Raw genomic sequence first — 13,755 nt, 5'->3', positions numbered from 1 at the left:
GGGAGGTCGAGGTCGAAAGTGGGGCTAACCGCCCAACGTAATTCGCCCCCGGTGCTCGTTGGCAGCGGAGGTCGGAATAATCGGCATGGACCAGTGCTTGGACACGGTGAAATCGGGCGATGAGTTTGGGTCAGACGCGTTGTATCGCGTAGCCATTCTAGCGGGACGCCATGGTGCCGCGCAAATGCGCACCCCGAGCCCCTTCGGCCCTATCCGTACCCGGAACCCGATCGACTTCATCGCGAATTTCACGGGTCACAGACAAATACATGGGTTCTTGTCGCTACTTGGGCTGCATCATTTTCTTGATCTCGTCCACGTGCTCGGCGGCACGCTGCGTGATATGGGCCATCGCATCGGACTGAGAGCGGCGCGCCATCTCGGCGAGTTCTTTCATATCGGCGATCGTCTTTTCGAATGCGCTGCGAACCACTTCAGTTTGCTTTGCCGGGTCTATGCCCCCGCTGGTAGCGCCCTTGGCAACTTCCTGCACGACTTGCATCGCCTCGGCCATCATTTCGCTTTGCTTGCGGACCATGGCCTGCATGGATTCATAAGCGGCCTTGTTGGCCTCAACCAATGCTTCCACATCCTTGCGTCGCGCCTCGACGATGGCCGTCATGTCGACGCCCGGCATCTTCAACTGCTCGAGCATTTTCTTCATATCGCCAAACGGATTGATCTCTGTTGCCATAGCGTCTCTCCTGGTGATGGGGCCGGAACAAAACCTGCGCCGGCGCAGCATCATTGCATATGGTGGCAGCTGTGGCATCCCCCGTCCGCCTACGGTGTCGTGCCGCTCTCCGCTGCACCCGCGGCGTTCGACGGGCCGAACGGCTACGCGCGCAGCAACACGTTCAGCTGATCCACAATCTCGGCCCAATCGGCGTCCTCGCCGATCTCTTCCCGCAGGAACTGCGCTTGCCCAGGAGTCCAGAACGGAGCGTCCGCCAACTCGATCTCGCCGCGCAAGGGCCGATGCCTTGAGATGAATGAATCAATCTCGGGCTGAGTGCTTGGCAACCCAAGCTGACGAAACAGGTTCGGGAGGCTGTGGTCGGTGAGGTCCATTGACGGATTCTCCATCGAACGCGCATCTCTGATCGCGTCCAGGTGTGCCATTTCGCTCGACGGCAACCCTGGTTGTTGCAGCTCGAAGCGCGACGTGGCGTCCATGACATACGACCAATGCCAGGCTTCCTTCTCACTCGACCAATGTGATCGCAACGTCGTGACCGTTGTAGTGGAACTCGGTCTCCAGCTCCGCCATGGGCTCCTCCACGGGATTGAGCCCACAAGTATGACCTTCGCGACCATGGCGCGCGGCCTGTGCGGCCGCCATGGTCAGATCCGGTGCACAGGCGCAGCGCGTCCGCCCGCAGGGGTCCTGGACGCAGATCCGCAGGGGTCCCGCCAGTGCTCAGGCGACGATCCGGGCCTTGCAGTTGAGCGGCGCGCACGAGACATCACGAAGGCGGATTGACTGCCCGAAAGGCGCGCCACCTCATCTGTGACTATCGTGCGCCCACCACTGCTTCAAGCGGCGCAGCAGCTGAACCGGACGCTTGTCCGCTCGAACGCGGCTCAGGTGCTCGCGATAGAGCGCACGCTGGGTAGTCAGTGCTGCCCGGAGCGCGCCAAGATTGTCCTCTGTGTACAGCCAAACGCCTTGGAGCACGAAGTTGCCGGGCTTGCTCGAGTCCGGCTTCGGTCGAACATGGACGTCCGTGGCGCCGATGCTTCGCAACAGGTCGGATCGGGCTGCGGCAACCATCATGCCCTCGCCATACATCTCTATCTCCCGCGTCAAGGTAAAGCACACGGTCTGGATGCTAGGGAAGCGCTCAGCCAGAAACATGGTGACCTCGACCAGCAAGAGCGGGCCGAAGTTGCGTTGCTCGCTGCCCAAAGCCGGCGAAGCCAAGAAGCGACTGACGTGAACATCCGACCTGTCGGCGCTGACTTCGATCGGATCGAGCGAGCCAAGAAAGCGACCCCGGTCATAGACGAACACGGGTTCGCCCAGTTCATAGTTCGACAGGTCCGGGCCCGCGAGGTGCAGTTTCTCAAAGATCAAAATTCATCAGGGTCGATTTCAAGTCATCCGGCGGCTGAAGGTCAAACCGAGGATGACACATCCTCTCTCGGGCAGGTATCGCGCGTTTCGGTGATCAAGGCGGACAATGTGCCCCACTTCACGTTCGGGCCGAGATCGTTATAGAGCATAAGCACCGGCAACGCCAACGAGCCGCCTCGGTTTAGCAATATGCACCGGGCCGCCGACGCCGATCTTGTTGAAATCCGCATTCGTGCGAACCCAGCCAATCTCCAATTTGGCCGAAGCCTCGTCCCTTTCCCCGCGGCGATGGCCGCTTGAACGGCCATGCCTCCGGCATCACCCCGTACTGTCAGCGCTATGGCTGCGAGACGCGACACGCATAGCTTGACTGGTCCACGGCCGACTGGCCCAACCGGGCCACCACCGCCTTGTAGTACTCGATGCCCATCAAGGCGCTCGGGCCCGATCGGCCGCGTTCTCGCGAATGATCAGCTTGCCGCCGCGCGCAAAGAAGGCCGACAGATCCGTGATCGCGCGCCTCGATGGCGGCATGCGTTCCAAAAAAGCATTGGGGTCTTTGATATCCCTGAGCAAATGGCGCGACACGGCACCCGCGTGCCTGCCGCGCCGACCGCGCCAAGGACGCCCCTCGGCTTGCGGCGACCGCACTGCGCTTCAGCGAGCATGCGGTCTGACCCGGTCGAATTGCCAGCAGGGCTGCGCGCGTACAGCTGCGCTTCATTGAGGCCTTCGAAGCGGTTCTCCGTCTTGGCCTGGTACATGGGTGTCACTCGTTCAAGCGCTCGCCGTCGGGCAACCTCACCGATCACCTTCTGCTAGCCTGAGGGCGATGGATGGACCTTGTCCAACTCGGCGGCGATTCGGCATGTGGACTGCGGTCTGCGCAGCTCTCGCCGCTTCCGGCATGGCCAGCTGCAGCTATCTCCCGCGCGCCACCGTGGTCCCCATGTCCACGCGACTGGACAAGAGCAATTGCACGGCGGATGCCCGGACTCTCCTGGTCATCCTGCCGGGGCGCGGCATGAACTTGCGCGAGTTGGAGAGGGAGGGCTTCGTCGCGGCGGCCCGCTCGCTCGGGCTCGCAGTCGATGTACTGCGCGCCGACGCACATCTGGGCTATTACAGGGACCGCAGCATCCGCGAGCGCCTGCGCACCGACGTCATCGCGCCCGCGCAGGCGAAGGGCTACCGGTCAATCTGGCTGGCGGGCATCTCGATGGGCGGTCTTGGCGCACTGCGATATGCCGAGGCGCACCCTGCAGACGTGGCCGGGATCCTGGCGCTCGCGCCCTACCTCGGTGAGCCGGAAATGACCCAGGCGATCGTCGACGCCGGCGGTCTGATGCAGTGGAAGGCACCGGTCGGCCCGCTCCTCGACGGGGAAATCGCTCCGCAGGCCTGGCGCAGCGTACGGAGCGTCTTGCTACGGGGTGAAGCATCCGCACGACCTCCCCTCTACCTTGGCTACGGGCTCTCCGACAGCCTCGCGCCCAGTCACCGCGTGCTTGCGCAGGTGTTGCCGCCTGGCCGAGTCTTCACCGCACCGGGCGGGCATGACTGGAAGCCGTGGCTGGGCTTGTGGCAACGCATGCTCGCAGCGTCGGAGCTGCCGCGCTGCTAACCCACCGGAAGGCTCAGGGCTGCGCGAATCTGCAGAACAAAGCCGCACCCCGCTCGTTGCAGCTCATCTGCGCGAGGATGGGAGGTTCTGTGAGTTTCAGGGCGGCGCACGTGGGCGCAGCCCCCCAGCACGGCCACGCGCTTCATCCCCTTCTGATACACCAGCAGCTCGCCTGGCACAGGGTCAGCCTCGATGTCCTCGGGGTGCGTCTTTTGTCGCTCTCGCCGGCAGCGGCAAATGATGGCGAACACATGCGGAACATACTGTATGGGCGCATGGGGTTTCCGGTTAGCTCCAGTGAACGGACAAGAACTGGATGCGCATCCATGCTTCAGCGCCAAACGCAAGTCGGATGCGGATGGAAACGACCGCCATTGACCGCCCGCCCCTTGCATACTATGGTGCGCTCGCGACCGGCACTGAGCGCGAGCCGCACCAGCAGGTCGGAGGTGTCTGCGCTGAAAGCAAGCGGGGGATGAACAAATGTTTGTCGACCTCTCTCACGTATTCCACGACGGGATGCCCGGCGTCCTCTTCAAGGGTGAGAACGGCGAAACAGTCGAACTCACGGCGCACATTCGACCCTACATGACGCATGCGCAGTCGCTCCCCCACTACGAGAACAAGGCCTCGTTCGAGATCTCTGACGTGGCATTCCAAAGCTCCGTCGGCACGAAGATGGATGCCCCGCGTCACCGTTTCGAAGGCGCGAACGATGTCGCTTCCATCGAACTCAGCCGCCTGATTCTGGACGGCGTAGTCATCGACGCCCGGCACACGGGTCCCAGGCAGCAGCTGAGGTTGACAGACCTGCAGTTTCCCGAGCATCTCGCAGGCCGGGCAGTGCTGGTGAACTTCGACTGGGATCGCCATTGGGGAACGGAGACCTACCGATTGCATCCGTTCGTCTCGCATGAAGTGGTGACCTGGCTCTGCGATGCGGGAATTGCCCTTTTTGGGGTGGACTGCGCGAACGTCGACTCCACGCAGGATCCAGAACGTCCAGCACATACCCGGTTTCTAAGGCAAGGCATCCTCATCGTGGAAAACCTCACCGGACTGTCGCGCCTGCACGGCGCGGCGTTCCGCTTTTTCTCCATCCCGCTGAAGGCGAGGGACGCGGCAGCCTTCCCGGTCCGTGCTTTTGCAGAGGTGCGTGAATAAACACAGGCGAAACCGCATCTTGTCACGGGCTGGTGAGCGCAAGCTGCGTCGACCCGCTGCAGCTGGAGGACATTGCCGCGGACCTTTGGCGCGACGCCCGTCTGCGCGCCATGACGCCGGCCGAAGCTGCCGAAAACTGGCTCGAGCCGGTAGCATGTGCCGATGGCCATCCTCGTCGGCACAGCCTCCTGGACTGACAAGACGCTGATCGACTGCGGGCGCTTCTACCCGAAGGAAGCGAAGACGCCCGAGGCGCGTCTGCGCTACTACGCGTCGCTCTTTCCTTTGGTCGAAGTCGATTCGAGCTACTACGGGATCCCCACGCCGACCAACGCCCACAACTGGGCCGAGCGCACGCCCGAGGGCTTCGTATTCAACGTGAAGGCCTTTCGCCTGTTCACCGGCCACCAGACCGACCCGAAGGTGCTGCACAAGGACATCAAGGAGGCGCTGGGCACGAGCCAGACGCTGTACTACCGTAGCACGCCGCCGGAGATCCGCGCCGAGCTCTGGCGCCGGTTCGTCGATGCAATCACGCCGCTCAAGGCGGCAGGCAAGCTCGGCCTGGTCCACTTCCAGTTCCCGCCCTGGCTGATGTGCAACCGCGAAGGGCATGCGCATGTCGAGCACTGCATCGAGCAGATGGAGGGGCACACCTGCAGCGTCGAGTTCCGGCACAAGTCCTGGTTCGACGAGGCGAGCCGCGCCGGCACGATCGACTTCTTGCGCGCGCTCGGCGCCGTGCACACCATCGTCGACGGGCCGCAGGGCTTCGCCAACAGCGTGCCGCTGCTGGCGGAAACCACGAACCCCGACTACGCGCTGGTGCGCTTGCACGGCCGCAACGTGGACACCTACAACATCAAGGGGGCGTCTTCAGCAGCCGAGCGCTTCGACTACGACTATCCGGACCAGGAACTGCGCGAGATCGTGATCGAGGTGGTGCGGCTGGCCTACAAGGTGCGAAACACGCACCTGATCTTCAACAACTGCGACGAGGACAAGGGCCAGCGCAACGGGCTCACTTTCCTGAAGATGCTGCTGGCGCACGGTTGAGCGAGCCAGGGCGATGGGGCGTCGGCTCTTGATCCTGGCGTAACACCGGTGCCTCATGCTTGGAGGTGACAGTCGATCGGCGCTGGTAGAGGATGCTTCGGCGCCCACCCATTGATGGGTGGGTCCTCGATGCCGGCGACTGTCGCGACCTATGGAGTGCAAATGTAAAAGGCGCATCGCAGAAATTCGCCAGTTCTCGCGAGTCCTCGTGAGCTTCGTGGCGCTCACGCGATCACTGTGCGGCGACAGCGATGCCGCGGATCTGCCCTGCCCTCGCCGCGGACACCGGTCGAGGATAGCGCGCAGGCGCAAAGCGCTGCAGCAGCCGCGCCTCGCGTCCGCGCGCCGACGCCAGGTTGGCGAGCTTCACATGGCCGAATCCCCGGATTGCGAGCGGTATGGCGGCAATCTGCGCTGCGAGCGCCTGATTCTCGGGTGAGAGCTCGGCCACCAGCTCGTCCAGCCGCGCCTCGAACTGGGCGATCAGGCTGCGTTGCAGGCGACGCTCCTGCGTGTAGCCGAAGACATCGAAAATGCCACCGCGCAGCACCTTGCCCCGCGCGAGCCACGTCATGGACGACTTCTCATACTCGCCCCTTAATTCACGATTCTTCGATCGCCTTGATGTAGTCCATGATGTCAATCGCCGGCATCTCCAATGCCTTGCGACGATCTCGCTCCGGCAAGGTATCGCGCACGAAGTCGATCTGCTTCCAGTTGGGAAACGGCGTTTCCCGCCCTGGCGCGGGCACGAACGGCGAACTCGAGACTCGCTGAAGCTTGGGGATGTATCGAGGACAGTTCAGGAAGATCTCGCTGACGGCAACCCGGACCACGAACTGGGCTTCCGGGTACTCGGAGATCAACAGGTCATCCCTCATCACGGACGCCTCTCCGCTGATCCGCAGGCGGTTGGGCTTCTCGAAGTCGATGAACAGGATGCCGACCTTTGGATTGGCCAACACGTTGCCCATGGACAGGTACATGCCGTTCCCATCGTAGCAAGGGAAGGCCAGAGTCCGTTCGTCGACCACCTTGACGAAGCCCGCCGGACCGGCCTTGAAGGAGCAGCTTGGCTTTCCCGAGCCATCGGCCGTCGCGAGAAAGAAGAAATCCTTCGTCGCGATGAACGCGGTGTCCAGCGGGTTGAAGGTGTCGTGCAGGTTGTGGGTCTCGATGACATCCGCCAGCCGGCGCGTGTCGAACGCGTCCTGCAACTGGCGCTGTTGGTCGTGATAGATGCTCATGCGGTACTCCGCTCAGGCGGACAGGGCCTGCGCCGCGGCGGGTTCCGCCACGGGGGTGGCCTCCGTCATCTCAGCCGCGGGAGAAGTCTGGACCACGACGGCTTCCCGCCGAGTCTTGTTCAAGAGCAGCTGCGTCACGTCGGGCCGCGCGTAGTGGCCGCTGGGGTCGGCGGCCGCCTTGGCCAGTGAGATCAGCCCGAGGTCGATGTCCGCGACGACGAAACCCTCCTCGGTCTCGGCCAGGTTCGTGCCGAGCGGAGAGCCGTCCGGCCCGTAGATGCGCGCGAAGCCACCACCGGCGAGCAGCAGCTGCTTCTTCGTCGGGTCGGTGCACAGCAGGTCGACCATGGGGCTCGATACCGTGGCGCATGGCGCGATCACGAAGCACTGGCCCTCGGCGGCATAGAGCTGGCTGGCGCCGTTGTTGACCTCCGGGCCGAGCGCGTAGGCGCCGCCCCGATAGAGGGAGAAGCTCGGCCAGGCGGCGCAATGGATCTGCTCGTTCTGCGAGTACATGGCGTACTTGGAAAGCGGCTGCAGATGCTCCCAGCAGCACAGTGACCCGATGTTGCCGATCTCTGTTTCGCACACGCTGAGGTCGGAGCCGTCGCCCTCGCCGAAGACGGTGCGCTCGACGTGGGTGGGCTTGAGCTTGCGGCGCGTCTGCACGACGTTGCCCTTGTCGTCGATCAGGAACTGAGCGATGTAGAGGCTGCCTCCGGCCTTCTCGCTGAAGCCCGACGAGATCCAGATGCGATGCTTGCGCGCGGCGTCCCTGATGCGCTCGAACTCGGGCGATCCGATCACCAGCGAGTTGTCGTGGTAGCGCTGCACGAACTGCATGCCCCAGGCCGGCGAATCCAGCCAGATCCACCAGGGGTAGCCCGGCAACCAGGTCTCGGGGAATGCCAGCAGCTGGATGCCATCCTTCGCCGCACGGCCCATCAGGTCGATGGTCTTGTCGATCGTCGCGTCGAGGTCGAGGAACACGGGGGCGGCCTGGACCGCGGCGACGCGTAGCCTGGGGTGGGTCTTGCTTGCCATGATGGAGAACTCCGGTGGATTTCGTGCGTGGTGCCCAAGGGCTGAGGGGTTGTCCCCGCCTTGTCAGCAGGTTGACCGAAGACTAGGGCGGCTTCGGCTTTGACGCTTGTCCAGGCGTTGCAGCGTTCTTGTCTAAAAATCGCGCATCGTCGGATTTCGCTGCTGGCACATCCGGCACAGAATGCGGCCGATCAACACCCCTCCGTCGTCGCCGCAGCCGCTTACGTATGGCGGCTGGCTCATGACCTGATCGACCAAACGCTCGAAGGGCGCGATGCCTGTGGTTGCTTCGCAGCGGCCGAACACCTTGGCGCGATGCACGCCCAACGCCGCCAAGTACGCCCAGGCGCCGGCGCGTTCGTACTCGTGCTCCACGCGCATTGACTTTCCCGCCTCGGTAGGCAGGCTCGGATGCATGCGCAGCCGAGCCTGGATACTGGTCTTCTCGTCGGTAGAGATGACGAACTCGTCCTTGCGCAGTGACTGCCCTTGCCAGCGTCGCTCGTACAGATCCAGGATGCGGCCGGCCTTGGCATGGAAGTCCGGGTCCCGCGCAAAGATCCAGCAACGGTGCCGCCAAGGGCGAATCGCGTCCTCGTGCAACCAACGCCAGACCGTGCTGTCGCTGATGCGCGCCACCAGGCCCGAGCGCTGCGCGTGTCGCGCCACGTCGGCGACGCTCAGGCGCGACAGCGGCAAGCCCAAGGTGGCCGGCAACTCGCAGGCGAGCGCCTTGATCTCAACCGTGACCTCTGGGAGGAAAGACCCGAGGGCGGGCGGGCTCTCTCTTCGAGGCCCGCCAATCGCTCCTTGAAGAAGCGCTGGCGCCACTGACTGACCACCTCGCGCCGGGTGTCCAGCCGCGCGGCGATCTCGTCGTTGTCCAAGCCGTTGGCGGCCATCAGGATCATCTTGGCTCGAACAACTTCGAAATACGGCAACGCATATCTGGTTGCACGACGATTCAACTCGGCCGACTCATCCAGCGTCAACTCGATATGGAACGGACTCTTCCTTGGCATATGCAACCCCTGGTCGAAGGATTGCACAAGACGCCATACGCGGCCGAACTTATCAAGAATATACGTGGCCGCATTTATGAAACTGCCTACTTAGTCAGGCAATTGCTGGAGTTCGGCCAGCGTCGCTCGCAGGGTGCCCAACGCTTTCACGGCGGCAGCGAACTCGCCCACTTCCACGCCCTGATCGCTCAAGCTCTGTAGCACGAACTGCTCAAAGGCGTCGCCGGTCTTTCCCTCAAGCAACTGGTGATCTTCGAGGATCACATTTCCAAGCAACAGCAGCTCTGCCAGCGCGCGAGCAGGCCGGCGATGGGAACGTTCGAACTCGACTCGCAGGGCTGCGATCTCATCACTGGTGGCCGTCATGAGCGTAGTTTGCCCCAGCCTTCCGCCATTCTCCAAACGAGATATTCCGCAAGCGGTTCGCACCAGCTAGCTGGCAAAGGATGTACTGACCTAGGCCGGAAGTGCAGCGGACAAACACCATCGCTCGAAACATACTTTCCTATCCAAGTCCTGATCGGGCCGGCGGATGGAAACTGGAAAGCTGCTCGCGATTGTGGAGGTTGCACAAGCCAGACGGTTTGCATGTCAGGCCGCAGGCTGTGGCCGCACTGTTTTTCGGCAGCTTTACGTCGTCCACAGCGAGGGAATCATCGTCCTGGGCGCAGGCTGCTATCGAAAGATGCTCGGCACCGAAGTCTCAGCTCGGCCGCTGCATGGGACGCCTGATGTCCGCCGTCTCACCGAGCGGGAGTGCAGCTTGCTCGCGGAGAATCCAGCTCAGCTGATGGCGGAGTTCGACGCGGGACACGCATCCGCCTTCGGTGCTCTCTCGGCGCGTCCGAGCCCGCGCGAGGCCACCCCGCGCGCGCGAACTCCTCGCTTGCCCATTTGGACCAGACGCCAGTTTGGTGCGCAGGCGGAGAAAGAGGTTGAAGCGCAATACGGGCGAAGCTCGGACCTCAAGGGCTGGCGTTCGCTGGTCGACCTCCGCATCAGGGAGCTCGCGGACCGGGTCACCGCGTCGAAGGCGTAGCGGCCCAGCAGGTGCTTGGGTGCAGATCTGACTCAAGGATGGCGGGTGCCGCAACCCTCCATGGCTCAAGCTGTCGATCGGCGGCAAGGATCGAAGGCCGTGGCGTTGCGCATCAAGGACTTTGGAGCAGCTCTGCCAAGCTACTTTGAACGCGCTGGGCAACACACTTTGAATTTTCCGGTGGGTTTTTCACCCATCTTTGAATTTTCCGGGGCCGCGAGGGGATCACGAGCCGCCGCCGGTTAGGTCGCAACCGCCGGTTGGGGCCCAAAGGAGCCCGTGGCGATTTTCTGATCGACCGACAGCTCCACCTTGGAACCGGTCGTTGGCGACACGATTCAACTATCGAACTGCTCTCCTGTGATCCAACAGGCCGCGTGATGCCTGTATGCCCCTTCTTAAAACGCGAGCGCTAGCATCCCGGCACCGCAGACGAGCAGAGCGACGCCGATCGCGTAGCCGAACCAGTGTCCCGCAGGGACAGTCTTTTCGCACAGTACGAACAGCGCGAGGCCCGCAATCCAGTAGAGGTTCATCACGCCGCCGAAAAACATCAGCCCCATCAGGAGCCAGCAGCAGCCGACGCAGAAGGCGCCGTGCAAAAGACCCATGCATAGCGCGCCACGGGCGCCCCGCCGCCAATGGGTACTGAGGAATGCAAGCGGCGATCGGCATTGGCGAAGGCAGGCATGCTTGATCGGGGTGAGTTGGTAAACGCCGGCGGCGAACAGCAGGAAGCCGCCCAAGGTCGCGTTGGTCGCGACGAGCGTCGGTGAAAGGACACCGGTGAGCTCGAACCCCCACTGCACGATGACCGCGACCAGGCTGAAGCCAGCCCAGGCGGCGAGATAGCCAAACGCGAAAATGCTCGTCGCGACGTAGGGATGGCCGGTGTCGCGCTGCCTGCGATTGACCGTCGCAAACAAGAGGATCACCGGCGCCGCGCTAGGCAGCATCATCGCGACCATCATGACCCACCACATGAAGAACATCAGGACTGCATAGCCGGGCGTCCAGGCCGCGCGCGTCATCATCGCCATGCCGGCCATACCCCCTTCGGACATGCCCCTTGCCATCCCGAGCTGCGACACGCGGGTCATCTCGAAAGCCGACATGCCCATGCCGGCGCCGGCCAGCAGATACGCCCACGACAGAGCGATAACCGCAGTCAGCGCGGTAACGACGACCAGGCGATCGCGCCTGACCAATGCCTCGAGTGTGGCGTTGATGGGGCCGTCCTTACTCTTCACCCGATCGTATGGAGGTCACGCGTCAAGCCATGCTGTGAGCCTTGATCTTTCGCGGACCAAGCCATGCTGGTTGAAGTGGTGAACACAATAGTGCGCCCATGAATCTTCGAACGCCATCTCCATGTCGCCCGTCACCGAGGTCGTCCCCAGCCCGATCTCTGCGTAGGTGAACTCGAAGCTGCCACTCGGACGCGCCAACGCAATGTGGAACGGTTCACCGTTGAACTCGTTGATGATCGGTCTGCCACTGCTCTGCATGACGCCCGGGATGTCGACCCTTGCAGTTCTGAGTTCCAGGTTCGCTTCGAGACTGATCGGCAGGAACAATGTCCTGCAAAATTCCGAGCATGTGGACGCAAACACGGCGAATAGATTGCTCGACAGTTCGCATGCCCCACCCGAGATGATCGTTTCAAGTGCTGCCCGTTGAGCTTCATCCGCACGTTCGTCGATGACGATCTGGCGTTTTCCGTTTCCGTCCTTGATCTCGCCGGGCCACTTGTACAGCGCCGCCCAATGCAGCCCCGCGAGCGGCGTATCGTTGAAATGGCCTTCAACGACTTTGCCGACGAAGGCCGACTGGCAATATCCATGTGTACTCGGCAAGTTGAATTGGCAACCGCAATTCACGGCGCAATTGCAGTTGTCATAGGTTTCGCTCTTGAATAGCCATTGATGGGTCATCTCGAAAGCCATGATGCTCAGCTCCCGTTCGCCGGAGCGATGTTCTGGTTGATGTGGAAGAGGTTGTCCGGGTCATAGGTCGCCTTCACTGCGGCGAGCCGCTCGTAGTTGGCGCCATAGTTTGCGGGCGCACGGTGATCGTCGTCGCCCGACATGAAGTTGACGTAGCCCCCGTCGCCGCCCGAGTGGGGATGAATCGCTGCGTAGTAGTCTTTCACCCACTTGATGTTGGCCTCGTTGTCGGCCGGGTCCGACCAGATTCCCAGGATCAGCGGGACAAAGCTCTTGTCCCGGTGACCGAACGCGGTCTCGTTGGCGCCGACCCGTTGCGCCGCACCGTTGATCGGCTGGAGATGCATGCTCGAGCTGATGTGCGGTGTCCTTTTCCCATGCTCGACGTGAGCAGCGATCGCCGCGTCGGTGAGCTCGGTGATGAAGTCTGCTTTCCAGTAGTACTGCATGCCCTTCGGGACCAAGAAGTCGAAGGCGCTTTGCAGGGCCGGGTACGGCATCACGCCGAACTGCTCCGCCTTCACTTCGGCAGCGTCGCGCAGTGGCTTGAGTACTCGCTCGGCCTCCTCGTGTGGACCGTTCCAGCACGTGACCAGTACACAGAACAGATCCCCGACCCGGTTCTTGGGGATAAACGGCAGGTCAGGGGCAATCTGCCAGCCGAAGAAGCAGCCGAGCTGTTCGGGCGCATCCGCAATGTATTCGCGGTAGCACTCCAGGACCGCCGCGGCATCGTCGAACTCGTAGAACAGCGGGCCGCCCACGATGTCGCCCACCTCGTGGAGCTGAAACACGAAGCTGGTGACGACACCGAAATTGCCGCTGCCCCCGCGCAGGGCCCAGAACAGGTCTTCGTTCTGGTAATCGCTCGCGGTGACCTGCCGGCCGTCGGCGAGAACGACATCGGCTGCCAGCAGGTTGTCGATGGAGAGACCGGCGCCGCGGGTCAGGTAGCCGATGCCGCCGCCCAGCGTCAGGCCGCCCACCCCGGTCGTGGAGATGACCCCGCCGGGCGCGGCCAGGCCGAACGGGTAGGTCGCGTGGTCGACATCGCCCCACGTCGCGCCGCCCCCGACCCGGGCGATCTTCTTGACCGGGTCGACCCGCACGTTGTTCATCCTCGACAGGTCGATGACCAGGCCGTCGTCCACCGTGCCGAATCCGGGAACGCTGTGGCCCCCACCGCGAATGGCCGGGTCCAAGCCGCCGTCGCGGGCGGCAGCGACCGCGGCCATCACGTCGGCCGAATCCACGCAGCGGATGACGGCGCGGGGCCTGCGGTCGTGCATGGCGTTGTGGACAGCACGGGCGTCGTCGTAGTCAGAATCGGACGGGGTGATGACGAGGCCGCGTACCGCTTCGGTCAATGCCTTGATCGTGTCGCTCATTGGGCGCTCCTGCAGCTTCGTCTTACCGAGGTTGCGCCCGCAGGCGTTCCCGAATCGTTCCCTCTCAGCCGGACTCGCTCAGAAGGCCGGTGGCTGCCCGGAACGCCGGGAGATCACGCATCGGGAGACGCTTCCCCAGGAGCTCAGC

The 13,755-nt window shown here is 63.1% G+C and carries 17 protein-coding genes; 4 read left to right on the top strand and 13 right to left on the bottom strand.

Going from position 1 to position 13,755, the window contains the following annotated elements; translation table 11 throughout:
- Positions 1–283: 283 nt before the first annotated feature.
- The 4 genes from phaP to ACSQ9I_RS33285 all read right to left on the bottom strand — a co-directional run bounded on the left by phaP (position 284) and on the right by ACSQ9I_RS33285 (position 2,077).
- Positions 284–694 carry a TIGR01841 family phasin gene (phaP, locus tag ACSQ9I_RS33300; protein ID WP_436316277.1) on the bottom strand — a complete coding sequence of 137 codons (411 nt, stop codon included), beginning with the start codon at positions 692–694 and terminating at the stop codon, positions 284–286.
- Between the two features lie 143 nt (positions 695–837).
- Complete coding sequence (locus ACSQ9I_RS33295) at positions 838–1,071, bottom strand: DUF2789 domain-containing protein (RefSeq protein ID WP_436317098.1); 234 nt, start codon at positions 1,069–1,071, stop codon at positions 838–840.
- Between the two features lie 133 nt (positions 1,072–1,204).
- Entirely contained in the window at positions 1,205–1,342 is a 138-nt protein-coding gene (locus ACSQ9I_RS33290; RefSeq protein WP_436316276.1) for a hypothetical protein, read from the bottom strand.
- 162 nt (positions 1,343–1,504) lie between these two features.
- Complete coding sequence (locus ACSQ9I_RS33285; RefSeq protein ID WP_436316275.1) at positions 1,505–2,077, bottom strand: hypothetical protein; 573 nt, start codon at positions 2,075–2,077, stop codon at positions 1,505–1,507.
- Positions 2,078–3,026: 949 nt separating this feature from the next.
- On the opposite strand from ACSQ9I_RS33285, the gene ACSQ9I_RS33280 reads away from it, so the two are divergent.
- The 3 genes from ACSQ9I_RS33280 (at position 3,027) to ACSQ9I_RS33270 (ending at position 5,921) form a co-directional block, all read left to right on the top strand.
- Positions 3,027–3,701, top strand: a complete 675-nt coding sequence (locus ACSQ9I_RS33280; RefSeq protein ID WP_436316274.1) for an alpha/beta hydrolase-fold protein — start codon at positions 3,027–3,029, stop codon at positions 3,699–3,701.
- A gap of 483 nt (positions 3,702–4,184) precedes the next feature.
- Positions 4,185–4,865 carry a cyclase family protein gene (locus ACSQ9I_RS33275; protein ID WP_436316273.1) on the top strand — a complete coding sequence of 227 codons (681 nt, stop codon included), beginning with the start codon at positions 4,185–4,187 and terminating at the stop codon, positions 4,863–4,865.
- Between the two features lie 162 nt (positions 4,866–5,027).
- Complete coding sequence (locus tag ACSQ9I_RS33270) at positions 5,028–5,921, top strand: DUF72 domain-containing protein (protein WP_436296924.1); 894 nt, start codon at positions 5,028–5,030, stop codon at positions 5,919–5,921.
- Between the two features lie 232 nt (positions 5,922–6,153).
- Here the strand turns inward: ACSQ9I_RS33270 and ACSQ9I_RS33265 are convergent, their stop codons facing one another.
- The 6 genes from ACSQ9I_RS33265 to ACSQ9I_RS33240 all read right to left on the bottom strand — a co-directional run bounded on the left by ACSQ9I_RS33265 (position 6,154) and on the right by ACSQ9I_RS33240 (position 9,600).
- A complete protein-coding gene (locus ACSQ9I_RS33265; protein ID WP_436316272.1) occupies positions 6,154–6,495 on the bottom strand; it encodes a DUF6537 domain-containing protein in 342 nt (113 codons plus the stop codon).
- A gap of 28 nt (positions 6,496–6,523) precedes the next feature.
- Entirely contained in the window at positions 6,524–7,138 is a 615-nt protein-coding gene (locus ACSQ9I_RS33260) for a pyridoxamine 5'-phosphate oxidase family protein (RefSeq protein WP_436316271.1), read from the bottom strand.
- 42 nt (positions 7,139–7,180) lie between these two features.
- The gene (locus ACSQ9I_RS33255) at positions 7,181–8,212 is read right to left on the bottom strand and encodes a carbon-nitrogen hydrolase family protein (RefSeq protein ID WP_436316270.1); all 1,032 of its coding nucleotides are present in this window, start codon (positions 8,210–8,212) and stop codon (positions 7,181–7,183) included.
- Positions 8,213–8,344: 132 nt separating this feature from the next.
- The gene (locus tag ACSQ9I_RS33250) at positions 8,345–8,929 is read right to left on the bottom strand and encodes a hypothetical protein (protein WP_436316269.1); all 585 of its coding nucleotides are present in this window, start codon (positions 8,927–8,929) and stop codon (positions 8,345–8,347) included.
- Positions 8,893–9,234 carry a helix-turn-helix domain-containing protein gene (locus ACSQ9I_RS33245; protein WP_436317097.1) on the bottom strand — a complete coding sequence of 114 codons (342 nt, stop codon included), beginning with the start codon at positions 9,232–9,234 and terminating at the stop codon, positions 8,893–8,895. Before ACSQ9I_RS33245 ends, ACSQ9I_RS33250 begins: the two co-directional genes overlap by 37 nt.
- Before the next feature lie 90 nt (positions 9,235–9,324).
- Positions 9,325–9,600, bottom strand: a complete 276-nt coding sequence (locus ACSQ9I_RS33240; protein WP_093110472.1) for a hypothetical protein — start codon at positions 9,598–9,600, stop codon at positions 9,325–9,327.
- A 166-nt stretch (positions 9,601–9,766) separates the two neighbouring features.
- On the opposite strand from ACSQ9I_RS33240, the gene ACSQ9I_RS33235 reads away from it, so the two are divergent.
- On the top strand, positions 9,767–10,273 hold the full coding sequence (locus tag ACSQ9I_RS33235) for a hypothetical protein (RefSeq protein WP_436316268.1): 507 nt from the start codon (positions 9,767–9,769) through the stop codon (positions 10,271–10,273).
- 398 nt (positions 10,274–10,671) lie between these two features.
- Here the strand turns inward: ACSQ9I_RS33235 and ACSQ9I_RS33230 are convergent, their stop codons facing one another.
- Genes ACSQ9I_RS33230 through ACSQ9I_RS33220 form a run of 3 tightly spaced genes read right to left on the bottom strand, consistent with a single transcriptional unit; the run spans position 10,672 to position 13,607 of the window.
- A complete protein-coding gene (locus ACSQ9I_RS33230; protein ID WP_436316267.1) occupies positions 10,672–11,523 on the bottom strand; it encodes a DUF2182 domain-containing protein in 852 nt (283 codons plus the stop codon).
- 15 nt (positions 11,524–11,538) lie between these two features.
- Complete coding sequence (locus tag ACSQ9I_RS33225; protein ID WP_436293108.1) at positions 11,539–12,219, bottom strand: DUF1326 domain-containing protein; 681 nt, start codon at positions 12,217–12,219, stop codon at positions 11,539–11,541.
- A 5-nt stretch (positions 12,220–12,224) separates the two neighbouring features.
- Positions 12,225–13,607: an FAD-binding oxidoreductase gene (locus ACSQ9I_RS33220; protein WP_436293109.1), complete on the bottom strand. Its 1,383-nt coding sequence runs from the start codon at positions 13,605–13,607 to the stop codon at positions 12,225–12,227.
- Positions 13,608–13,755: the final 148 nt, after the last annotated feature.

Origin of the sequence: Variovorax sp. LjRoot84 (assembly GCF_964254305.1) — a bacterium.
Classification (GTDB): domain Bacteria; phylum Pseudomonadota; class Gammaproteobacteria; order Burkholderiales; family Burkholderiaceae_C; genus Variovorax.
This window is presented reverse-complemented; position numbering and strand designations above follow the sequence as displayed.